Here is a 20,571-nt window from a genome sequence, read left to right as displayed (position 1 = left end):
TATGAACATTTTCAAAACTCCTGAAGGCTATCTATATTCAAATAGGGCATTGCTCTACCTTTTCCTACCTTTATTGGTGGAGTATGCCTTGGAATTCTTTGTAGGTCTAGCCGATTCCATCATGGTTGCATCACTTGGTGAAGCGGCGATTTCAGGGGTTTCACTTGTTGACTTTCTGATGCAGTTTCTTATTTTTTCATTTTCAGCCCTTGCAACGGGTGGAGCCGTTGTGGCAGGACAATACCTGGGCGATAAGAAGGTGGGTCAAGCTCAAAATGCTGCCACTCAGCTCGTCTGGTTTTCCACAATATCATCAACAGCGTTAATGATTGTTGTAATCATATTGAGACAGTTCCTGATTGGAATTCTTTTCGGTCATATTGAGGCTGACGTATGGTACAATGCGGACATGTACCTGTATATTGTGGCATTGTCAATCCCATTCATTGCAATATACAATGCAGGTGCGGCAATTTTCAGAACAACCAACAAGGCTGCTTTTCCAATGCAGGTAATGCTTGTATGCGATATATTGAATATTGTCGGCAATGCAATCTGCATATATTACCTGGGATGGGACGTTCGTGGCGTTGCAATTCCAACCGTAATCTCACGTATGATGGCGGCGATTTTAATCATGTACTTCGCTGCAACCAAAAATGAAAGGCTATCTATCAAACTGAAATTGAAGCATAAGTTTGATACCATAATCCTTAAAAAGGTGCTGAAGGTTGGAATTCCATATGGTATTGAAAACGGACTGTTCCAGCTGGGAAGAATACTCATTCTAAGTCTGGTTTCAACATTCGGAACAATGGCAATAGCTGCAAACTCAGTCGGTTATGCAATAGGAATATTTTCAGTATTGCCAGGGTTTGCAGTCAATTTAGGATTAACCGCAATAATATCAAATTGTGTCGGTGCAAACGATTATGAGCAGGCCAGATATTACAATAAGAAATGTTTAAGTCTAGTATTTATATCACATATCATAATAAATTTAATCATATTTGCCATGCTTCCGATGGTTTTAGGAATTTACAACTTATCCGCTCAGACAGCTCAAATGGCAACTGAAATGGTGATTTGGCATGGAATATTTGCAATAATCATTTGGCCATTGTCATTTACCATTCCTGCAACATTCAGGGGAGCTGGTGATTCAAAATCAGTAATGTACATTAGCCTTGCGGTAATGTTCACATGCAGAATAGGCCTGTCCTATGTCATAGCCGACTGGATGGGTGTTGGAGTGTTTGGAACATGGATTGCAATGTTCATAGACTGGTACGTGAGGGCAGCGATTTACATTTACAGGTATTTCTCAAACAAATGGACAGAATACAGGGTGGTTTAATGAGACCGGAAATAACATATAAAAATACGCATCATTTTAGTAAAAAGGAACTTCAGGATTTATTCCTATCCGTTGAATGGTCTTCAGGCGAATATCCCGAAAAGCTAGTGATAGCAATGAAAAACTTCGACACAGTATTTTCAGCATGGGACGGCGAGGAGCTTGTCGGATTGATATCAGTGATGGATGATGGGATAATGAATGCATACATCCATTACCTGCTTGTAAAACCGGACTATCAGCTAAAGGGAATTGGAAAGGAACTTGTTGAAAGGGTCAAGAAGCATTATGACGATTATTTAAGGATAGTTGTAATCTGTAAAGATCCTAATGTTAAGTTTTACGAATACTGCGGTTTTGAAAAAGAGGAAGAAAAGAGTGCATTATTCATTACAGAATTGGAGAATTAGGTGTAAATATGGTACTTTTCAGAGGAGACATCAAGTGCAAGAGCCTGCAGAGACGCACATCTATAAGTGTAATACTGCCTGCGGACAATATCCATTTCCTGCAGGACACAGAGGAAATCGTTCCGCAGCCCTATAAAACATTGTATCTGCTTCACGGCCTCTACGGCAGTGACGACATATTTCTTGCAAACACTTCCATTCAGAAGTTTGCAGAGGACAACGGGATAGCTATTGTAATTCCATGTGGCGAGAACAGCTTTTACGTTGACAATCCAAAGGCACATGCCTATTACGGAGAATATGTGGGCCAGGAACTTTTGGACATTACAAGAAACATTTTCCCGTTATCCGATAAGAGGGAGGACACATTCATCGCAGGTTTTTCAATGGGAGGCTATGGTGCACTCCGCAATGGATTGAAATATTATGAGAACTTCTCAAAAATTGGAATGATTTCATCTGCATTGATAACAGATGATATTGTCAGCTATACTGATGACAGCAATGTTTTAAGGTCAAGAGATTTCTACGAGTCAATTTTCGGAAATCTTGATGAAATCGAAGGCTCAGAAAATGATCCAAAACATCTGATTGAGACCTGTCCTGATATTCCTGACATTTATATGGCATGTGGGATTGATGATTTCTTGTTTAGAAAAAACGCTGATTTTTATTTGTATTTGAAAGAAAATGATGTTCCTGCCACTTTTGTCGGTGACGAGGGTGAACACACTTGGGATTTTGCTGACAAGTACGTCAAGGAATTCATGAAAACATTAATAACTGATTAGGTGAATTATTATGAGGGAATGGCAAGTCGGAGATCCAATTGGTGACGGAAATGATTTAGGCGTACCGGATATACCATACATGGGTTATCTGAAGGACAAATCAGATGATGATTCATACGAAGATGATTGGGAGTTCGAAGATGATGACTCATATGATGATGATAGAATCGGATACTCTCCTGCGGAGTATATTGCCAAAGCCAATCAGTTGAAAAACAATGGGGATTATGTCAATGCCATAAAATTATATAATTTGGCATTGGATAAACGACTTGTTGATGAAGCCTTAAAGGGGAAAGCGGAATGTTTGGAAAGTCTGGGAAGAAAAATCGATGCAGCCAATTGGTATTCCGAATTAGGATATTTCAAGCTTTGGATTGGGGACAGGGATATGGAACTTGCCGCAAAATATTATAAAAAGGCGGTTGAACTGAATCCTAATGATGAGAAATCCTTAAAAGAATTGGCTTATGCCTTAAAGCAGTTAGAAAGGTATGATGAATCCTTAAAATATTACAGTCGCATCACAAAAGAGGATGTCAGTTGGCACTTGGCAATGTGTCATATGGGTATGGGTGAATACGACAAGGCCATACCGTTTTTGGATATAGAAATTAATAATCATCCTTATCGAGAGGATCATCTTGATGATAAATGCCAATGTCTAATTAATTTGAACCGTAAAAGCGAAGCAATACAGTGCTATAAGGATTTCATTGATTTTTTAATGTCTAGGGAATGCTATCAAAAGGCAATCGATCGAATAGATTTGCTGTCCGAAATCATACCTGATGACCCTTTCCTGGAGGAGAGGAAAAGCAAATCCCTAAAGAATATGGAAATTCTTTACAAGAGACTTCAAAACGTTTTGAATGCAATAGCAAGTCATCATATGTATAATCCTGACGGTTTGGATGAAAACGATTACATGGGATTCGTAAAGCACATTACTCAAGTGTCCGGTGAGTCAATTGGTGACATATTGAGATGGTATCAGCTTCCGAGGGTTGATTCAGTTGGATTCGCTGATAAATGCGAGGAAATGCTTTTCCATTACCATTGGTCAAGAATCATAGACATGTATGATGACGGTAAGTTAAGGGGGTTGTGATGATTATGAAATGTCCGGAATGTGGAAACCAATTGGATGAGGATAATTACTGCAGTGAATGCTGTGAATTTTTTGAGGATGTGGAAAATCTATGTCCTAACTGCGGTAGCGAGTTGGATGAGGATAATTACTGCAGTGAATGCTGTGAATTCATCAAGGATGATTATGAAGGCAATGCTTTTGAGGAAGTTGATTATGAAGACAATTCTTTTGAAGAACCGGATTATGATTCAATGGTCAACAATGGAGACCAAATCTGTTTAAACTGCACCTACTGGAGTGTAAGTCCATATGGAGCGGCTCATGGAATGGTTTGCAGGAGAGGTTATCTAACCAATGGACCGGGGGATTCCTGCAGTGATTTTGTACAGGCACACAGTTTTGCAAACTATGGTGACAGTGGACAATACCAGTTTGATGAAACATCACGAAACATTTCAAACAGGTTAAATCACTGGAAAAATAACAGATGAAAATCATCTTTATAAAGCAAATTAAATTTTTATATATTAGTAAAAACTAAAATTATAGTATAATTGAATTGGAGAGGATTAATCTGACAAAGTATATTATTATAACTGGTGGGGTAGTTAGTTCCATAGGTAAAGGTATTACCTCAGCATCTATGGGTAGAATTTTAAGATCATATGGTTTAAAGGTTTCAGCTATTAAAATAGACCCTTATTTAAACTGGGATTCTGGAACACTCAATCCATATCAGCACGGTGAGGTATTCGTAACTCACGACGGTATGGAAACAGACTTGGACCTTGGTCACTACGAAAGATTCCTTGATGTTGAGCTTGATGGAATGGCTAACATCACAACCGGTAAAGTTTACGAGTCCGTCATTGCAAAAGAAAGAGAAGGAGGATATCTTGGAGAATGTGTACAGGTAATTCCTCACATCACTAATCGTATCAAAGAAATGATTAGGGCAAACTCCGAAAGCGCAGATTATGACGTGGTTCTCGTTGAGCTCGGTGGTACCGTTGGAGATATTGAAAGCCAACCATTCCTCGAAGCATTAAGACAACTCAGAAACGAGGAAGGAAGAGAAAACGTTATGTTCGTCCATGTTACATTCATTCCCTACCTGAATGCAGCTGGAGAATTCAAAACCAAACCAACCCAACACTCAACAAAAGAATTGAGAAGTGTCGGTATTAATCCTGATGTTATTGTATGCAGATCACAAGTCCACATTGACGATGCGCTGCTTGGAAAGGTCGCTCACTTCTGTGATGTTGACGTTAATGCAGTGGTCAACACTCCTGATGCAGGCACAATCTATGAAGTGCCTTTAGTTCTAGAAGACCGCAATATCGGTCAGTTGATAGTCAATCGTATAGGATTGGACGTTGAAGCGGACACCTCCAAACTCGATGAATGGAGGGAAATCGTAAAATCCCTTAAGACCTCCGACCCTCAAGTTACAATAGGTATTGTTGGTAAATACGTTGAGCTTGAAGATTCATACATCAGTATCCGTGAATCCCTGCTTCACGCAGCAGCAAGCATCGGCGTCAAGGCAAACATCAAGTACCTAAGTTCAGACGTTGAAGAGCTTGACCAGGATGCATTGAAGGAATTTGACGGTATCCTAATACCTGGAGGATTCGGTGAAAGAGGATTTGAAGGTAAATTGGACGCTATCGACTATGCAATTGAAAACAATGTACCATTATTCGGAATATGTCTTGGAATGCAATCCATGGTGACTCAATTCGCCAGAAGAAACGGATACCCTGAAGCAAACAGTTCCGAATTCGGCGATGACATTGCAGACCCTGTAATTGACATGATGGAAGAGCAAAAGAAAATCAAGAACATGGGCGGAACAATGCGTTTAGGTTCATATGACTGTAAAATCATTGAAGGAACCAAGACCCATGAGGCTTATGGCGAAATAGATATTGAAGAGCGCCACAGACACAGATACGAATTCAACAATGACTACAGGGAAGACCTGCAGGAAAAAGGATTGATCATTTCAGGTACAAGCCCTGATGACTTCCTCGTGGAGATTGTTGAACTGCCTGATCACCCTTGGGCTATAGGTTGTCAGTTCCATCCTGAATTCAAGTCAAGACCTAACAGGCCACATCCATTATTCAAATCATTTTTAGAAGCTATATATGAGTATTCTAAAAATTAATTTCTCTTTTTTTTACAAGTTGAAAGCAATTTTGCATGCTTGCTTTCTGCTTAATTTATATTATTTGTTGTAAAATACTATACTTATGAATTTCAGTACTATATTTTTAATTCAGATAGTAATTACAATTTTGTTTTCGGTTTGTGCGACAATTTTTGATGTTCGAAAGGGTTTTGTTCCCAACATGTTATGCTATATCATGATAATTTTCGGATTGGCAACAAACCTGATTTTGTCATTAATTTCAGCTAACATTAAATTCATTCTAGCCTCATTTATTTCGATGGTTGTCACATATTCCATAACTTATATGCTGTGGCAATTGTCAATGTGGGGTGGTGGTGATGTTAGACTGTTTACTGGCATTGCCACAGTAATACCATCGGGACTAAATGTCGACTTCTTGCATGTTTTTCCTGTGATGTCAATATATCCCTTCTCGTTCAGTGTGGTAGTAAACAGCATCCTGGTGTCATTTCCATTCCTCTTGATTTTCGTGGCATATGTGATAATCAAGAAGGATCTCTTCAAAAACAACATAGACATACTCTTCAATGTATTCAGCCCAACCAGCCTGAATTATATCAAGGAGCGGGCGCTCAACAAGAGAATAAAGGTTAGGGACATAAAGGAGGGAAACATTGTCAACAGCTATTATTTCGATGATGAGCATATCTGTGAGCTTATTGAGGAGGCTGACGGAAACCTGAAGGTGTACAAGAACAAGGACGAGGGATGCAAATACTATTTCAAGTCTCTAAGTGCAGGGGGAATAACAAAAAAAGAGGAAAACCTGCTTAAGATAATGAGCGTCCAGGGATTCATTGGCGATGAGATATCCATCAAGATTTCATACCCATTCACCCCTGCCATCGTTGCAGGATTGCTGATAGCGGTGTTTTATGGAGACATAATGATGATCTTTACAAAAAACATTGTGCTGGTGATATGATGGACAGCAACGGACAGGTATCATTGGAATACATGCTAATATTTGCAGTTTCATTGATCCTTTTGATTGCATTCACATTGCCTATGACCGACATGACAATTAGAAACACTCTTGACGTATCTGATTCACTGGATGTGAAATCAGACCTTTCAAAGCTCTCAAATGCGATTGAAAGCGTTTACGGCCAGGGACAGGGTTCAAAACAAAGTGTCAACATAATATCAAAGGATTCACACAGAATCGATGTGTCCGACAGTCATGTATCATGCAGGCTGAAGCTTAATGATGGGGCAAGCAAGCTTGTTAATGTTGACTGCAATTCAAACCTGAAAAGAACATCAATACCAATAGGCAAGGGGACAAATACGATAATCGTCGAATGGCCAGTAGGCAGTGAAAACATGAAAATCTATGAGATATAGCCAAATTTCATACAAAGTTATTTTAAGTATTATCTTTTAATATAAAAGTATAACACTTAAAATTGGTGTGAATTATTATGGATATTATTACAAGCATAATTTACATTGTTTTATTCATTATCATGATGGCATTTGTCTTTTCAATAGGTATGCTAAGGCAATACATGCCAAAGCGCGAGATACTTCTGGTATTGGCTGTGGCATTCTTCATTGGTGCAATCGGAGGAGCATTCTTTTTAGAGCCGATTTATCAGGAATTGCCTGCAATGGCAAGTGCCGTTGAAAGCAATATGCCGAATAATGAAGAAACATTATATTTAGATTTATCTTCATCGATTGATACAAATCAATTGAGAAGCGATTTGTCCTCAATGCAGGGTTTCAAGTCCTTTGATGAAACTTCCATCACGATTCCGATGTGGAGCTTCAACGAACGGGAACATGACTACTTTGCATCCATAGTGGGTAATATAGATTCCCATTACGAGAAATACAATGTAACTTCAAATTCAATCAAGATTGACCTTGCGGAAAACTACACTGCATCCCAAGCGTTAAAATCATTTTCAGATTGGTATAAGCTGGTTTATGACGATACCATCTCATACGCTCAAATCCATGCAGTGCTTGTCATCGATTCATCCAAACTTGATGATTTCGAGCAGGCCCTGCTTGAAAAGGGAGTAGTTGCATCACATATTGAAGGACCAATCCAGGATAGTGTGAACAATACCAACTCATCAATGTTATCAGATCTTGAGTTTACACTTGTTTGCGGTGGAATTGGAGTCATCGTGGCAATAATTGGAATATACATGGACTCTGTTGTTCCTGCATACAGAAGATTCAGAAAGTTCCTCAACACTAAACGTAAAAGATAATTATGGATGTTGCAGTACTATTTTCAGGAGGAAAGGACAGTACCATGGCGGTTTATGCCGCATTGGAAGCGAAGGAAGATGTTAAATATCTTCTTTCGATGAAATCCAAAAATGACGAGTCATACATGTTCCATGTTCCAAACATTCATGTCACCGATTTGCTTGCAGAAGCACTTGACATTCCGATAATGTCAGTCGAAACAGATGGGATTAAGGAAGAGGAACTTGAGGATTTGAGGGCTGCTTTTGAAACTCTTAAAAAATCAGGTGTTCAAGCCATATACACAGGTGCCCTTTACTCAGTTTATCAAAAGTCAAGGATAGAGAAACTTGGTGATGAGGTGGGATTGGAGATTATCTCACCATATTGGCATGTCGATGAGTTGGAATACATGCGAAAAATAGTTTCACTGGGATTTAAGATAATGATTTGCGGTGTGGCAGCATGGGGACTTGACGAGTCATGGCTTGGAAGAGTCATTGATGATGAAACAATTGATGAACTTGTCAAGCTCAACGGGAAGTATCGCCTTGACATTGCCTTTGAAGGCGGTGAAGCCGAAACATTGGCCATTGATGGGCCTATTTTTAAAAAAAGACTTAAAATAATTAAATATAAAAAAGAATGGCATCTTGACAGTGGTGTTTACATTATCGAAGATGCAATTTTAGAGGATAAATGATTATAAGTTGATTTCATCAAAATACTTATTTATCTCTTCAATACAGCTTTCCATGTCACTTTCGTTAATGATGAGCTTATCTGAAAGTGAAATAACTGATCCGATACCGAATTTTAATTCGGTGTAATCTCTTTCTTTAAATACATTGTAGTCGTCGGAATCGTCTTCCCTTTGTCTTAGTTTCAATCTTTCAAATCTTAAGGCAGGATTTGCAAATATTGAAAGAATAATGAAGTTATCAAAGTTTTCCCTGAACATTTCAACTTCAGGAAGGCTTCTTATGCCTTCAACGACAATTGTTTTTTCAACGCCCTCTTCCTGTATTTTTTTAATTTTTTCTATGGTCAATTCAGAAACGATATACTCTCCATGTTCTTTTCTTAGGTTTTTTGCAGTTTCCTTTGAGCTTTCGCCTCTTTTTTTAGCTTCCTCACGGATGATGTCGCCCATGCTAACGATGATTGCACCTCTTTCAGTTGCAATGTCTGAAATAATGCTTTTTCCGGAACCCGGCATACCTGATATTCCCATTACTTTCATTATATTCACTCTTTTAATTTAATTTGTTCCAATGATTCTTTAAGGTTTTCTTCATTATCAAATTCGTTTACTATTTCCATCAATACTTTTTTATCTTGAGTTTTCAAGTCTTCAGCTATTTTTGTCATGAATGGAATTGCTCGAACGATATTGTCCATGATTGAAACGTCAGACATCTTTGATGTTCTTGAAAGGGGGTTCAAGTCTATTGTCAATATGTTCTTGCCACCTTTTTTCAATATTTCAGCCCTGTCACCATCTTCCAATGGCACCAGTACGGTATCGGCACTGTAGATTCCAGTTTTACTTGCACTTGCACGATTATTTTTAATATCGTCAATGTATTCGATATCGTCATCCAATGTGCCCAATATCTTATCATAGCCGAGATCCTTGTAAATCTGTGTGATAATTTTAACTCTCTCGTCTGTCCTGTAGAATAGGTTGATTTCGATTTTTGCATCCACACTGTTTGCCAGCTCGATAATTTCCTCACAGGCCAGTGCGGTTGCGTTTCCATTAACTGAAATGACTGGATTATTTGATAAAAGTAATGCTGCAACGGCAACATACATTGCCCTTTTTGCAGGATAGGTTGTTTTTTCACCAATCAGATAGTCAAAAGCCTCTCCTCTGCCGTGTGCTATCATTGCAGAGTCCGCTAAGTAACCTAGTTTAGAAGCTTTCACCATCTTGTCTCTTAAAAGTAAAGATTCATAACGTGGATGTGATTTTGGTATCATTTATTATTGTCTCCTTATTTTAAATCGATTTTCATTTGCGCTAAATATCCTAAAAATGTAGTAATCAGTAATGTCAGTATTGCCACAGAAAGTACATGCATTGGGAAATTATCAAACATAATGTTTTGTGTGTTTGGCACAACGAAAAATATCATGTCTAGAATGATGTCCACTATAATGAAAATCATCCCGGCCAGTAGGCCTTCAACAACTTCATTTGTCTCAATATTTCGGATGTACAGTATTCCAAAAAATCCTGTGACGACTATGGTAATTAGGGGTATAATAAGGTCAATGTATGGAAGGTTGTCGGTGAATATTGGACCGAGTATTGATGAGAGTATATAGGATAAGACCCATATCACAATTCCGAATATTATTGCTAATTTTAGTTTCATTTTTTAAACCTTATAATTAATAATCAATTATATTTATAGTTTAAAAACATTAAATACTTTTCTAACTTGCAAATGTTTGGTAAAAATTAAAAATAGTTTTTGGGATGGTTAGGTAGAAAATATAATAAATTAACTACCTAACAACTTGTTTTACAAGCTTTAGAGAAATGAATTTTAAATTTGGCTGTTTAATCTATCTCTCAAGGCTACATTGTAGCCTAATGTATTATATGAAATTCACAATATATAAATCTTATTGTTATTTTATAAAAATTCAATTGTACTTTATTAAAAAACTTTATATTGTCAGATTAATAAAGTTAAATTGAATGACTCAAGATGATAATTTTGAAGAGTATTTAAGAAAGATGCTAAGCAACTCCATTAGCTCAGCAAACCCTTCAAGTGAAGCAAAAAGCAAGGCAAGAAAGCTATCTCCATCATATTACAGTGACCTTAAGGAAAAGCTGCTCATGGAATATGAGGGAAAGAATCTGGAGGATGTAATGGACTGCAGGAAATGTGAAGGCTCATTCGGGGAAGTCCTTAAAATCAAGACCTCCCAGAAAATCGATTTCAGCATTGAGGACAACAATTTCAAAAACCAGATGAACCACAATCTCAAGTTGCTTCCAAAAATCGGCGTGAAAACCGAGGAAAACCTTAAAAACAAGGGTTATGACACAATCGAGTCATTGACAGGTCACGACAAGTACTGTGATGTGGCATCAAAATTCCTCTCAAGAATCGAGGATATGGACTACCTTGACATAATGACAGTTCTTGACCAGAACAAGTACACAAAGAAATGCAGGAACAATATACTTAAAAGCATAAGCCTGAAAGACCCTGAAGACTTCAAGTTCATGGATATTGAAACCAAAGGATTATCCAATGTTCCAATAATACTGATTGGGGTTGCTGAGATCAAGGGAAGCAAAATCATATCATCACAATACTTCCTGAGAGACTACACAGAAGAGTCAAGCATAATTGAAGCCTATCTGACACATCTTGATGAGGACTCCGTTCATGTCACATTCAATGGAAAGACTTTTGATGTGCCGTTCATAAAGAATAGGTGCAGATACAACAGGATTGAAGGAAATCTTGACCTTCCGCACCTTGATTTGATGTACTTTGCAAAAAGCCTATGGGGCGATGAGCTGCCGAATTGCCAATTGCAAACAATTGAAAGGGAAATGTTCGGAATCGAGCGTGAGGGAGATGTTCCTGGACAGTATATTCCAGGATATTATGACACTTACCTGGAGAGGAATAACATTGGACCTGTTGTGCCTATTATAGAGCACAACTGCCAGGATATCATTTCACTTGCAAGCTTTTTAGATAAAATGTATAGGGATGTAAATTAAAATGGGATTATTTGACAGATTCAAGAAAGACAACAGCAAAAAGGAAGAGCCTAAAGAGGAGAAGGTCATCCCGGATAATTTGGAAATTGATGAGGATCAACTGATACTTAAAGAAATAGCAACTAATAGCAAGGACCGCTATGAAAGGGCGGCCGCAGCAGACCAAATCACCGACCAGTACGTTGCCCTTGACATGTCAAAGACAATCAAGGACCGTGCAATAAGACTTATAGCAATCAACAAGGTCAAGGATGAAAAATTATTGCGCGATGCGGCTGAAAATTCACCGTTCTTTGATGTGAGGAGTTTTGCATGGGAAAGATTAGGTGAAAACAACAAGTCCATAGCCGAAGTGGTTATAAACACCAAGAAAAATCCCCGTGTAGATGAAATATTTGATAAGGTCACTGATGAGAAGACCCTTGCATGGATTGCAATAGATGCACAGGACAAGAAATACAGAAACAATGCGATTGAAAAAATCAATGACGCTGACATATTGTACGATTTGGTTTTCAAGGCAAAGGACAGTTCAATCAGAAGGGCTGCAGTGCTGAAGGACTCATTTGTCAGTGAGGACATTCTCCAAAAGGTTGTCATTGAGGACAAGGACGAATCAGTCAAGAAAGCTGCTGTCGGCAAAATCCGAAATGAGGACAATCTTGAAAAAATCGCCCTTAACGAGGACAATGCAAAGATAAGGTCAATAATCTTTGATAAAATCCAGGACCCTAAGATACTTGAGGACATTGCACTCAATTCAACCAAGGCGGATGTCAGACTGGACATTGTGAAAAAATTGGATGATGATAAATTATTGTCTCAAATAGCTTTGAATGATGGGGATAAAATTGTTAGAAGTGAAGCCGTTAAGAAAATTACTGATGAGAATGTTCTTCTTGATGTAATCTCCAATGATAATGACCGATTTGTACGCCAGATTGCAGTGAACAATCTTCAAAACCCTAAGGAACTGATAAAGATTGCAATTGAAGATGAGGATCAGTTCGTGAGAAATCATGCAATCAAAAACCCTTCACTAACAGATGAAAGCGATTTCACCTACATTGCGATAAACTCAACCCATGAGGAAATAGCCTCAGAGGCGTTAACCCATATAACAGATGAGAAAAACTTCATAGAAATTCTGAAAACAGCAAAAATAGACTCAGTCAGAAAGGCAACACTTGACAACATCACTGATTTGGAGACATTGATAAGGATAGTCCTGGCCAATGAGGATGAGGAATTCTCACTCAAGGCACTCAACAAGATCAAGGTTGAAAAATGCCTTTTCAAGATATATGAACAGGGAATATCTGAAAACATATCTGTAAGGGCGGTTTCACTAATCAAGGACCAAAAGCTATTGACTGACATTGCTCATAACGCAGAATCATGGAGAGTCCGTGAGGCGGCGGTTAAAAAAATAGTTAGTAAAAAGGTTTTAAGAGACATTTCCATAAACGATGAAAACGAGTACGTTAGAAATGTCGCCAAAAAGAGAAAGAATCTGTAGGTTTTCAAAATCAACTTTCAGCTTCAAACTTCTCTTATATTGTTTGGAAACTTTTTGATGGGTCCTGTTGGACTAAAAAAATATTTTCATAACAGTTTACTTAAATTTATTTTTAACAATAGAAACAATTTAATATTATTAAAATAATAAAAATTATGTGGTGATACGATGGAATTAATGAGAGAACTATCTTTAGCACCGGGTGTATCCGGGTCTGAAGAGGAAATTTCTAAAATTATTACACGTGAATTAAAAGATGTAGCTGATAAAATAGAAACTGACAGTATGGGAAACCTTATTGCTACTAAAAAAGGTCAAAAAAAGGCTCCTACTGTAATGTTAGCTGCTCACATGGATGAAATTGGTTTAATGGTAAGATACATTGACGATAACGGTTTTATTAATTTTTCAACAATAGGCGGTATTAACGATCAAATGCTAATGAACCAAACCGTAACAATCCACTCTTCCGTCGGTGAAGATGTTGTTGGTGTAATAGGTTCAAAACCACCTCATGTAACAACTCCTGAAGAAAGAAACAAAGTTGTTAAAGCAAAAGACATGTTCATTGACATCGGTGCAAAGGACAAGGAAGAAGCAGAAAAGATGGTCAGAATCGGAGACAAAATGACCTTCAACGCATTATTCGAAGAATACCCAAACAACAGAATCATGGGTAAGGCTTTAGACAACCGTGTAGGCTGCTATGTTATGATGGAAGTCTTAAAAAGAGTTGAAACAAGAGCCACCGTCTACGGTGTAGGTACCGTACAGGAAGAAGTTGGTCTTAAAGGAGCAAAAACCGCTTCATTCAAGTTAAACCCTGACTTGGCAATTGCACTTGACGTTACATTATCCGGTGACCACCCAGGAATCAAGCCTGATGAGGCACCTGTGGTAATGGGCAAAGGTCCAGCTATCATCTTGGCAGATGCAAGCGGAAGAGGTATCTTAACCCAACAATCCGTTAAGGACATGCTCATCAAGGCCGGTGATGAAAACGACATTCCATACCAATTAGAAGTGAGTGACGGCGGAACCACTGACGGAACTGCAATTCACTTGACCCGTGAAGGAATTCCAACCGGTGTATTATCCGTTCCTACTCGTTACATACACACTCCTGTAAGCGTATGCAGTATGGACGATATTGAATATACTATTCAATTAATTACTGAAGCTATAAACGATTTATAGCTTTACCATTTTCTTTTTTTGATTAAACAAATTCATTTATAAATGTTTCACTTTATCTGACTTAATTGCTTAATTGACTAAAATACAATTAGGTGATTAAATGTCAAGAACAGTAATTCAGTTAACATGTGACAATCCCAAAGACAGTGAAACCGTAATTAAGAATATCTTAAGACAATATAATTATGAACTCAAGGAGAAAGACGGTGAGGAATTCTATCAATGTGGTGTTGGTGCTCTCACAGCTCCGAAGTTCATTAAGTACACATTCAACGGCAACCAGCTGACATTGGAAGGTTGGGTTCGTGCATTTGCATTCGGCGGTGAATCCGAACTTAAGGGATTCATGGCGGGAGTTCCTAAAAGATCATGTAGGAAAACCTTGGATGACATTCAAAATAATATAAACGCTTCTGTTTCAAGCACAGATGTTCAGGTAACCGCTGAAGAGAAAAGCCACACATTGGCTATTGTTTTAGGTGCAGTTTTTGCTTTTTTAATTCCTATAATCGGAATCATTTTCGGAGTATATCTCATGACTAGAAAAGACAGTGAAAAAGCAAAGACATATGGTATTGGAATAATTCTTTTGGCTGTGGTTATTTATGGTGTTTCAAGAATGTTGTTGATGTAAGGGATTGATTTATCCCTTATTTAAATCTGTCGTCTGATTTTTGTGATTTTGCCTTTTGGTGTTTTGTTTCAAACCAACCGATTTTAAGCTCATCGATTGTGTCCTCGTATAATTGCGGCACGTATGGTTTTATGTCAAGTAATGGTGTTCCGTCTAGAATATCCACGTTTTCCACATAAACTGTGTTTCCTTCCACTTTGTTGACTTTAACGACACTCATTCCTATGCGGTTTGGTCTTTTAGGTGATCTTGTGGCAAATACTCCGTGAGTGTTATTGTCCATGAATGGTTTTACTTCAAGCATGTATCCATCAACTTTATGGAGCAGGTATATCAGGTGGATGTGTGAAAATCCGTCAAGGTCCTTTAATCCGTCAGCATATTTGTCCTTGATTTCAATTGTTCCTTCAATCCCTTTTGCCCCTGTTGGTTGAATCGGCATTCCCTCGATTTCTTTAAACTCAGTGTGGATTGTTCCGATTGATTCTAGTTCTACTTTCATAGTTATATGTTTGGTTAATTTTTTTTATATAATTTACTGATGTGAATTAAATGACACTTTGATAAGTTCTTTGGATTTCGTTAATATAATAATATTTTAGATTATTGTTGATATTTAAAATTTAATCAATGGTAATTTTATTAATATTTTTATTATAGTAATTTAAGACTATTATATCTTAAATAAATTAATTTGCATTGTTTTTTTTAAAATTATTTTTTATATTTCTAACGATATGTAATGTTTCAGGTAATCGATTTTAAAATTGTTATTTTCTAAAAAAACGAAATATTTATATACAATTCGATACAATTTATTATTGTAAAAATTAAGGAGATGAAAAAATGGAACTTAGTGCAAGAAATCAATTAAAAGGTAAAATTACTTCTGTAGAAAAAGGAGCTGTAATGGCTAATATTAAAATCGAAATTTCAGAACCTAACACTGTAACAGCAGTAATCACCAAAGAATCCGCTGAAAAATTAGGTTTAACCGAAGGCGATGACGTAACCGCTATCATCAAATCTACTGAAGTAATCATTGGAAAATAAGTATCTTTAAAAATCTGGGGTTGGATTTTTGGGAATTAGATTCCTAAAAATCCTAATAATATCAAAATAACAAAAATAACTACTGCTGCTTTTAATAAAGTTTTCAAGTTCTTTATAATGGCATATATTATAAGGAATAATAATATTAATCTAATAATAAAAAGAAGGGTGCTCATTAATTAGCCCCCTGCAAGAATGATTTTAGTTCCTTCTTTTGAAATTTCTTCTTTTTGGAATTCAACATCATATTTGACTGTTTCGATAACTTCTTTTAGTGCATCAAGGGTTTCTCTCCTGTGTGCTCCAAGAACTGCAACAAGGAACAGCATGTCTCCTGTGTAGAACTCTCCGATGTAGTGGACAACTGAAATCTCATGGACGTTGTATTTTATCTTTGCGTTTTCAACGATCTTTTCGATTTCCTGTTTTGTCTTTTCCTTGTCGGGGGTGGTCAATATCAGCTTTTCAAGGTTCATGTTTTCTTCTTTTCCACGTACAATTCCTTCAAAAGTGAATATTGCACCTGAGTAATCTATTTTTGTGCTTTTCTTTAGTTCAGCTATCAAGTCAGCTGTTGTAACTTTATCTTCTTTTGCTTCGATAACACGTACAACCATGTTTTCATCTCCAAATAATTATTATATCTTTATCTTATATAACTATTGTTATATGTCACTAATTTCCTTAATGGACAAATTCTTCAATCTAGTGGTGCCGTCAATTTCCCTAAGCAACTCAACGGTTGCATCAGGAACAAGTTCCTGCCAGTTATCATCATTAACAATCCTGCGCCTTACCTCTGTTCCGGATAGGTTTAAGCGATCGTATAATGGGGGTTGCCTTACCTCAAAACCTTCCTCTGAAAACAATTGTTTAACAAGAGGATTTCCTGAATAAACAACGGAAAACGGAGGGGTTATCATTTTTACATGTGAAACCCAAAGAGCATTGAAATTGATGTCCTGCATAGGAATGATATAGTACCTAGACGGGTCAATGTCAATTTCAGCAAGGGCCTGGGTCATCATGACTATGCGCTCACCGGCGGTGAACGGATCCTTAATCTCATGGCTTAGCTGTGCGCTTCCAATTCCAATGATGATTTCATCAACTTCATTCAAAATCTTTTTAATGACTTCCATATGTCCATTGTGAACAGGCTGCATACGGCCAATCAAAATTCCACGAACTTTATCCATATTTATCACTACGCATTCAAGCTATCTAAACTGTTAATTAAATTCACTGCGGTCTGATGTTTCTGCACTAATGAGTCAGTGATTGAAGTTTCCATAAGCAATGTGTTTACTCCCTTTTTAGCAAGGGGCTCTGTAACCTTTTCAGGGCTTGTGCCCTCATCGAACTCATAGTCTACAAGATTGACATCATTTGTTATTTTACTTATGTATGAATCGATCTTGTCTGTTCTGTTGGATAGGCTGAATATGAAATTTGAATATTCATAATTAGGGTCGATTTCATGAACATCTACAACAATGAATGGGTCGTCTTTAGCAATTTTCGGCACTATGAACTTATTGGCCAATTCCTCACCTGCAGGACGTGTGTCATCACGTGAGGTTAGATTGTCCTTTGTTTTAACGTAATAAATCACATATTTCTTGGTTAAATTTTGAGTACCGTTTTCCTGAGTAATGTTGTATATTGTATTGTTGATAGCCTCATGAATCTCATGTTCCCTTGGATGAACACCCAATATTATTCCTACAGTTTCATTACTGGACATGTTACCCGCTTCGATTTTATAGACTGTTCCGTTGGCGTTGCTTCCAACACTTGTAACATTGTAAATGTTATCCGGACCACGAGTAACATCAGATATCATAATTGCTAAATTAAATATTACTATAACAATTAAAACAATGAGTAATATTTGGTATTTCATTTTTTTATTCATAAAAAGACCTTATTCAATAATTATAATTAAATATCTAACTAAACTTATATTAAACACTTTTCACTTAAATTATATTAATTAAATTGTATGGAGTAATTTTACAATGGAAACTAAAAATATAATAATCATTGCAGTAGCAGTTGTGATAATTGCCATTGTGGGCGTTTTTGCTACTGGAATATTGAATAATAATGATTCTAGCTCTCCTGCACAAACAACTCCATTTGAAACAGAATTCATGGAAGGCAGTTTTGCAGGAAAGGTAAAGCTAGTTGATGACACAGAAAAGTTCATGCATTCCTATAAGGATAAGCAAAACAAGATTACCTATAACATATCCACTGTTGACGATTCAGATGCATTGATGGACATATATTACCTGCAAGGTGTGATGAATCCTGAGCAGAGAACATTCAACGGCAAGGAATGGAACATCTACTTCACCCAGGCTGTTGAAGGAAACGATTCAAACTCAGATGACAAGCCAATGAACATCATTATCTGCCAACATCAAGGCGATAAACAGGGATATTTAATCTACATGATCATTGACGCCGATTCAAAAGTCAATGCAACCCTGAACACCTATGGTGAATCATACACTGACTTTGTGGAGCCATTGCTCAACAGCATCACATTAAAAGATAGTAAAAACGTTCCTAAAATCTATGAGGAATTTGGATTAACTGAAGACCAGTTCAATGAGCAAATGGAATTGGTTAAACAGATCAAGGCAGGAAATCAAACTGCAATGCAGCAAATGTCAGGATAATATGAGAATAACAGTCTTTCACGCAAATGAATGCGACAAGAAGAAATGCACAGCCATCAAACTGGCAAAGATGGGGAAATGCAGATTGGTGGATAACATCAACAAGATTCCATCAGGTGCTATAGTCCTAAATCCATATGCTGAAAAGGCTGTATCATATGAAGACTATCGGTATGTTCAAAGAAGAGGAGTAGTGGGGCTTGACTGTTCCTGGAACGAGGTTTCAAGCTCTAAAAAATTCTTCTCACTGTCCAAATATCACAGGTCACTGCCGTTTTTAATCGCAACCAACCCTGTGAATTATGGAAAACCATGCATATTGTCTACTGTTGAGGCAATAAGTGCCACATTATACATCACTCGCTTCAAGGAAGAGGCAAGGGATTTGATGGATGGTTATAAGTGGGGACATACCTTTTTGGAGTTGAACCATGATCTGCTTGAAGCCTACAGTGAGGCCGATACCAGTGCAGAGGTGGTTAAGGTTCAGAATGATTTTCTCGAGTCCAAGCAATAATAATTTTTATTATTGTAATTTTTTCTTATTTTTACTGATTTTAACTAAACCTTTAAATACTATTAAGTTAAAATAATTAATTAATAGTTATGTATAGCATAACGGTTTATTATTATTAATTTTCACGATGATAAGGAGGAGTTATTAATGGCAAGATTCGAAGAAGCAGAAAACAGAATGTTCAATGTAAAAATCTGCTTAAAATGTAATGCTCGTAACCCTGCAGGCGCTACAACCTGCAGAAAATGTGGTTACAAAGGTTTAAGATTCAAAGCTAAAGAACAAAGAGGATAATCTTATTCTCTTATCTTTTTACTATTTTTTTTTAAAACAATTAATTTAATATATTATTTTTAATAAAACTATTTTTAGGTATTCTTATGAAAGATGTAGAAAATTATATTAGAGATATATTAAAAACACGTAAACTTCATTTTACCTTGATTGATCCTGATGAGCAAAGTCCTGAGGAAGCATTGAAGATAGCTACAGAGGCTATTGAAGGGGGCACTGATGGAATCATGATTGGAGGATCCACAGTTAATGGTGATGATGTAGACAACACATGCAAAATATTGTCTGAAAACATTGCAGTTCCAATAATTATTTTCCCGGGCAATACAAGCAGTGTAAGTAAATACGCTGATGGAATATTCTATATGAGTTATGTAAACTCCACAAATCCATACTGGATTAACGGTGCACAGGCATTGGCCGCACCATCAGTCAAGGCATCAGGAATTGAAATCTTGCCTATGGCTTATATGGTTGCTGAACCTGGCGGAACCGTAGGTTGGGTTGGAGACGCTAAACTCGTGCCTAGAAACAAGCCTAAAATACCTGCAATCTATGCAATGTCTGCAGAGATGTTCGGTATGAGATTCTTCTACCTTGAGGCAGGTTCCGGAGCGGATAAACCGATTCCACCTGAAATGGTTGCATACTCCAAAAGAGCAACAGATAATATGATTATTGTTGTCGGTGGAGGAATCCGTGATGCAAAGGCAGCATACACTGCAGCAAAAGCCGGTGGGGACATTATTGTAACCGGTACTGTTGTTGAAGAAGTGGATGATGTAAAGGCTAAAATTCAAGAATTAACTGGAGCTGTACTTAAAGCTTCCAAAGAGTAGTTTCCA

26 protein-coding genes are annotated in these 20,571 nt (G+C 37.3%); 19 read left to right on the top strand and 7 right to left on the bottom strand.

Annotated features, from left to right (window positions below; genetic code table 11):
- The first annotated feature begins 1 nt into the window (after position 1).
- The 10 genes from E7Z78_RS00225 to E7Z78_RS00180 all read left to right on the top strand — a co-directional run bounded on the left by E7Z78_RS00225 (position 2) and on the right by E7Z78_RS00180 (position 8,765).
- The gene (locus tag E7Z78_RS00225) at positions 2-1,357 is read left to right on the top strand and encodes an MATE family efflux transporter (RefSeq protein WP_303723173.1); all 1,356 of its coding nucleotides are present in this window, start codon (positions 2-4) and stop codon (positions 1,355-1,357) included.
- Positions 1,357-1,767, top strand: a complete 411-nt coding sequence (locus tag E7Z78_RS00220; RefSeq protein ID WP_303723172.1) for a GNAT family N-acetyltransferase — start codon at positions 1,357-1,359, stop codon at positions 1,765-1,767. The genes E7Z78_RS00225 and E7Z78_RS00220 overlap by 1 nt, the downstream gene beginning before the upstream one ends.
- Positions 1,768-1,775: 8 nt before the next feature.
- Positions 1,776-2,558 (top strand): alpha/beta hydrolase family protein, encoded by a 783-nt coding sequence (locus E7Z78_RS00215; RefSeq protein WP_303723171.1) that lies wholly within the window; start codon positions 1,776-1,778, stop codon positions 2,556-2,558.
- A 10-nt stretch (positions 2,559-2,568) separates the two neighbouring features.
- On the top strand, positions 2,569-3,669 hold the full coding sequence (locus E7Z78_RS00210) for a tetratricopeptide repeat protein (protein ID WP_303723170.1): 1,101 nt from the start codon (positions 2,569-2,571) through the stop codon (positions 3,667-3,669).
- On the top strand, positions 3,669-4,142 hold the full coding sequence (locus E7Z78_RS00205) for a hypothetical protein (RefSeq protein WP_303723169.1): 474 nt from the start codon (positions 3,669-3,671) through the stop codon (positions 4,140-4,142). Before E7Z78_RS00210 ends, E7Z78_RS00205 begins: the two co-directional genes overlap by 1 nt.
- A 68-nt stretch (positions 4,143-4,210) precedes the next feature.
- Complete coding sequence (locus E7Z78_RS00200; protein WP_303723168.1) at positions 4,211-5,827, top strand: CTP synthase; 1,617 nt, start codon at positions 4,211-4,213, stop codon at positions 5,825-5,827.
- Positions 5,828-5,912: 85 nt separating this feature from the next.
- Positions 5,913-6,779, top strand: coding sequence for a prepilin peptidase (locus tag E7Z78_RS00195; protein WP_303723167.1), 867 nt, complete (start codon positions 5,913-5,915; stop codon positions 6,777-6,779).
- Positions 6,779-7,201: a class III signal peptide-containing protein gene (locus tag E7Z78_RS00190; protein ID WP_303723166.1), complete on the top strand. Its 423-nt coding sequence runs from the start codon at positions 6,779-6,781 to the stop codon at positions 7,199-7,201. The genes E7Z78_RS00195 and E7Z78_RS00190 overlap by 1 nt, the downstream gene beginning before the upstream one ends.
- Before the next feature lie 77 nt (positions 7,202-7,278).
- Entirely contained in the window at positions 7,279-8,082 is an 804-nt protein-coding gene (locus E7Z78_RS00185) for a hypothetical protein (RefSeq protein ID WP_303723165.1), read from the top strand.
- Between the two features lie 2 nt (positions 8,083-8,084).
- Positions 8,085-8,765 carry a TIGR00289 family protein gene (locus E7Z78_RS00180; RefSeq protein ID WP_303723164.1) on the top strand — a complete coding sequence of 227 codons (681 nt, stop codon included), beginning with the start codon at positions 8,085-8,087 and terminating at the stop codon, positions 8,763-8,765.
- Here E7Z78_RS00180 and E7Z78_RS00175 read toward each other — a convergent pair whose 3' ends face one another.
- The 3 genes from E7Z78_RS00175 to E7Z78_RS00165 are packed head-to-tail and all read right to left on the bottom strand — an operon-like array spanning position 8,766 to position 10,446.
- Positions 8,766-9,305 (bottom strand): nucleoside monophosphate kinase, encoded by a 540-nt coding sequence (locus tag E7Z78_RS00175; protein WP_303723163.1) that lies wholly within the window; start codon positions 9,303-9,305, stop codon positions 8,766-8,768.
- A 5-nt stretch (positions 9,306-9,310) separates the two neighbouring features.
- Positions 9,311-10,048, bottom strand: coding sequence for a phosphopantothenate/pantothenate synthetase (locus tag E7Z78_RS00170; protein ID WP_303723162.1), 738 nt, complete (start codon positions 10,046-10,048; stop codon positions 9,311-9,313).
- Between the two features lie 14 nt (positions 10,049-10,062).
- Positions 10,063-10,446 (bottom strand): hypothetical protein, encoded by a 384-nt coding sequence (locus E7Z78_RS00165; protein ID WP_303723161.1) that lies wholly within the window; start codon positions 10,444-10,446, stop codon positions 10,063-10,065.
- 329 nt (positions 10,447-10,775) lie between these two features.
- Between E7Z78_RS00165 and E7Z78_RS00160 the strand changes: the two genes are divergently transcribed.
- From E7Z78_RS00160 to E7Z78_RS00145, 4 genes are all read left to right on the top strand, one after another.
- Positions 10,776-11,822, top strand: coding sequence for a ribonuclease H-like domain-containing protein (locus tag E7Z78_RS00160; protein ID WP_303723160.1), 1,047 nt, complete (start codon positions 10,776-10,778; stop codon positions 11,820-11,822).
- A gap of 1 nt (position 11,823) precedes the next feature.
- Positions 11,824-13,341 (top strand): flagellar protein, encoded by a 1,518-nt coding sequence (locus E7Z78_RS00155; RefSeq protein ID WP_303723159.1) that lies wholly within the window; start codon positions 11,824-11,826, stop codon positions 13,339-13,341.
- 168 nt (positions 13,342-13,509) lie between these two features.
- The gene (locus E7Z78_RS00150; protein WP_292742413.1) at positions 13,510-14,538 is read left to right on the top strand and encodes a M42 family metallopeptidase; all 1,029 of its coding nucleotides are present in this window, start codon (positions 13,510-13,512) and stop codon (positions 14,536-14,538) included.
- A 100-nt stretch (positions 14,539-14,638) separates the two neighbouring features.
- On the top strand, positions 14,639-15,172 hold the full coding sequence (locus E7Z78_RS00145; RefSeq protein ID WP_303723158.1) for a hypothetical protein: 534 nt from the start codon (positions 14,639-14,641) through the stop codon (positions 15,170-15,172).
- Positions 15,173-15,188: 16 nt separating this feature from the next.
- Here the strand turns inward: E7Z78_RS00145 and tsaA are convergent, their stop codons facing one another.
- Positions 15,189-15,674 (bottom strand): tRNA (N6-threonylcarbamoyladenosine(37)-N6)-methyltransferase TrmO, encoded by a 486-nt coding sequence (gene tsaA / locus E7Z78_RS00140; RefSeq protein WP_292742415.1) that lies wholly within the window; start codon positions 15,672-15,674, stop codon positions 15,189-15,191.
- Positions 15,675-16,018: 344 nt separating this feature from the next.
- On the opposite strand from tsaA, the gene E7Z78_RS00135 reads away from it, so the two are divergent.
- A complete protein-coding gene (locus E7Z78_RS00135) occupies positions 16,019-16,225 on the top strand; it encodes a molybdopterin-binding protein (RefSeq protein WP_303723157.1) in 207 nt (68 codons plus the stop codon).
- A gap of 179 nt (positions 16,226-16,404) precedes the next feature.
- Here E7Z78_RS00135 and E7Z78_RS00130 read toward each other — a convergent pair whose 3' ends face one another.
- Genes E7Z78_RS00130 through E7Z78_RS00120 form a run of 3 tightly spaced genes read right to left on the bottom strand, consistent with a single transcriptional unit; the run spans position 16,405 to position 18,071 of the window.
- Positions 16,405-16,842, bottom strand: a complete 438-nt coding sequence (locus E7Z78_RS00130) for a molybdenum cofactor biosynthesis protein MoaE (protein WP_303723156.1) — start codon at positions 16,840-16,842, stop codon at positions 16,405-16,407.
- Between the two features lie 48 nt (positions 16,843-16,890).
- Positions 16,891-17,424, bottom strand: a complete 534-nt coding sequence (locus E7Z78_RS00125) for a nicotinamide-nucleotide adenylyltransferase (protein WP_303723155.1) — start codon at positions 17,422-17,424, stop codon at positions 16,891-16,893.
- An 8-nt stretch (positions 17,425-17,432) separates the two neighbouring features.
- Positions 17,433-18,071, bottom strand: a complete 639-nt coding sequence (locus tag E7Z78_RS00120; protein WP_292742419.1) for a hypothetical protein — start codon at positions 18,069-18,071, stop codon at positions 17,433-17,435.
- A 175-nt stretch (positions 18,072-18,246) separates the two neighbouring features.
- Here E7Z78_RS00120 and E7Z78_RS00115 point away from each other — a divergent pair, with 175 nt between their 5' ends.
- The 4 genes from E7Z78_RS00115 to E7Z78_RS00100 all read left to right on the top strand — a co-directional run bounded on the left by E7Z78_RS00115 (position 18,247) and on the right by E7Z78_RS00100 (position 20,565).
- Positions 18,247-18,915, top strand: coding sequence for a hypothetical protein (locus tag E7Z78_RS00115; RefSeq protein ID WP_292742420.1), 669 nt, complete (start codon positions 18,247-18,249; stop codon positions 18,913-18,915).
- A 1-nt stretch (position 18,916) separates the two neighbouring features.
- Complete coding sequence (locus E7Z78_RS00110; protein ID WP_303723154.1) at positions 18,917-19,432, top strand: DUF367 family protein; 516 nt, start codon at positions 18,917-18,919, stop codon at positions 19,430-19,432.
- Between the two features lie 147 nt (positions 19,433-19,579).
- The gene (locus tag E7Z78_RS00105; RefSeq protein ID WP_116591610.1) at positions 19,580-19,726 is read left to right on the top strand and encodes a 50S ribosomal protein L40e; all 147 of its coding nucleotides are present in this window, start codon (positions 19,580-19,582) and stop codon (positions 19,724-19,726) included.
- An 86-nt stretch (positions 19,727-19,812) separates the two neighbouring features.
- On the top strand, positions 19,813-20,565 hold the full coding sequence (locus tag E7Z78_RS00100) for a geranylgeranylglyceryl/heptaprenylglyceryl phosphate synthase (protein WP_303723153.1): 753 nt from the start codon (positions 19,813-19,815) through the stop codon (positions 20,563-20,565).
- Positions 20,566-20,571 lie beyond the last annotated feature (6 nt).

Origin of the sequence: Methanobrevibacter thaueri (assembly GCF_015062915.1) — an archaeon.
GTDB classification, from domain to species: domain Archaea; phylum Methanobacteriota; class Methanobacteria; order Methanobacteriales; family Methanobacteriaceae; genus Methanocatella; species Methanocatella thaueri_B.
This window is presented reverse-complemented; position numbering and strand designations above follow the sequence as displayed.

Coding starts and splice junctions, on each gene's coding strand:
- E7Z78_RS00130 (WP_303723156.1), bottom strand. CDS start 16,842: ATGGTTGTACGTGTTATCGAAGCAAAAGAAGATAAAGTTACAACAGCT.
- E7Z78_RS00115 (WP_292742420.1), top strand. CDS start 18,247: ATGGAAACTAAAAATATAATAATCATTGCAGTAGCAGTTGTGATAATT.
- E7Z78_RS00185 (WP_303723165.1), top strand. CDS start 7,279: ATGGATATTATTACAAGCATAATTTACATTGTTTTATTCATTATCATG.
- E7Z78_RS00110 (WP_303723154.1), top strand. CDS start 18,917: ATGAGAATAACAGTCTTTCACGCAAATGAATGCGACAAGAAGAAATGC.
- E7Z78_RS00105 (WP_116591610.1), top strand. CDS start 19,580: ATGGCAAGATTCGAAGAAGCAGAAAACAGAATGTTCAATGTAAAAATC.
- E7Z78_RS00135 (WP_303723157.1), top strand. CDS start 16,019: ATGGAACTTAGTGCAAGAAATCAATTAAAAGGTAAAATTACTTCTGTA.
- E7Z78_RS00165 (WP_303723161.1), bottom strand. CDS start 10,446: ATGAAACTAAAATTAGCAATAATATTCGGAATTGTGATATGGGTCTTA.
- E7Z78_RS00145 (WP_303723158.1), top strand. CDS start 14,639: ATGTCAAGAACAGTAATTCAGTTAACATGTGACAATCCCAAAGACAGT.
- E7Z78_RS00170 (WP_303723162.1), bottom strand. CDS start 10,048: ATGATACCAAAATCACATCCACGTTATGAATCTTTACTTTTAAGAGAC.
- E7Z78_RS00190 (WP_303723166.1), top strand. CDS start 6,779: ATGGACAGCAACGGACAGGTATCATTGGAATACATGCTAATATTTGCA.
- E7Z78_RS00210 (WP_303723170.1), top strand. CDS start 2,569: ATGAGGGAATGGCAAGTCGGAGATCCAATTGGTGACGGAAATGATTTA.
- tsaA (WP_292742415.1), bottom strand. CDS start 15,674: ATGAAAGTAGAACTAGAATCAATCGGAACAATCCACACTGAGTTTAAA.
- E7Z78_RS00120 (WP_292742419.1), bottom strand. CDS start 18,071: ATGATATCTGATGTTACTCGTGGTCCGGATAACATTTACAATGTTACA.
- E7Z78_RS00125 (WP_303723155.1), bottom strand. CDS start 17,424: ATGGATAAAGTTCGTGGAATTTTGATTGGCCGTATGCAGCCTGTTCAC.
- E7Z78_RS00150 (WP_292742413.1), top strand. CDS start 13,510: ATGGAATTAATGAGAGAACTATCTTTAGCACCGGGTGTATCCGGGTCT.
- E7Z78_RS00195 (WP_303723167.1), top strand. CDS start 5,913: ATGAATTTCAGTACTATATTTTTAATTCAGATAGTAATTACAATTTTG.
- E7Z78_RS00225 (WP_303723173.1), top strand. CDS start 2: ATGAACATTTTCAAAACTCCTGAAGGCTATCTATATTCAAATAGGGCA.
- E7Z78_RS00215 (WP_303723171.1), top strand. CDS start 1,776: ATGGTACTTTTCAGAGGAGACATCAAGTGCAAGAGCCTGCAGAGACGC.
- E7Z78_RS00160 (WP_303723160.1), top strand. CDS start 10,776: ATGACTCAAGATGATAATTTTGAAGAGTATTTAAGAAAGATGCTAAGC.
- E7Z78_RS00100 (WP_303723153.1), top strand. CDS start 19,813: ATGAAAGATGTAGAAAATTATATTAGAGATATATTAAAAACACGTAAA.
- E7Z78_RS00175 (WP_303723163.1), bottom strand. CDS start 9,305: ATGAAAGTAATGGGAATATCAGGTATGCCGGGTTCCGGAAAAAGCATT.
- E7Z78_RS00155 (WP_303723159.1), top strand. CDS start 11,824: ATGGGATTATTTGACAGATTCAAGAAAGACAACAGCAAAAAGGAAGAG.
- E7Z78_RS00180 (WP_303723164.1), top strand. CDS start 8,085: ATGGATGTTGCAGTACTATTTTCAGGAGGAAAGGACAGTACCATGGCG.
- E7Z78_RS00220 (WP_303723172.1), top strand. CDS start 1,357: ATGAGACCGGAAATAACATATAAAAATACGCATCATTTTAGTAAAAAG.
- E7Z78_RS00205 (WP_303723169.1), top strand. CDS start 3,669: ATGATTATGAAATGTCCGGAATGTGGAAACCAATTGGATGAGGATAAT.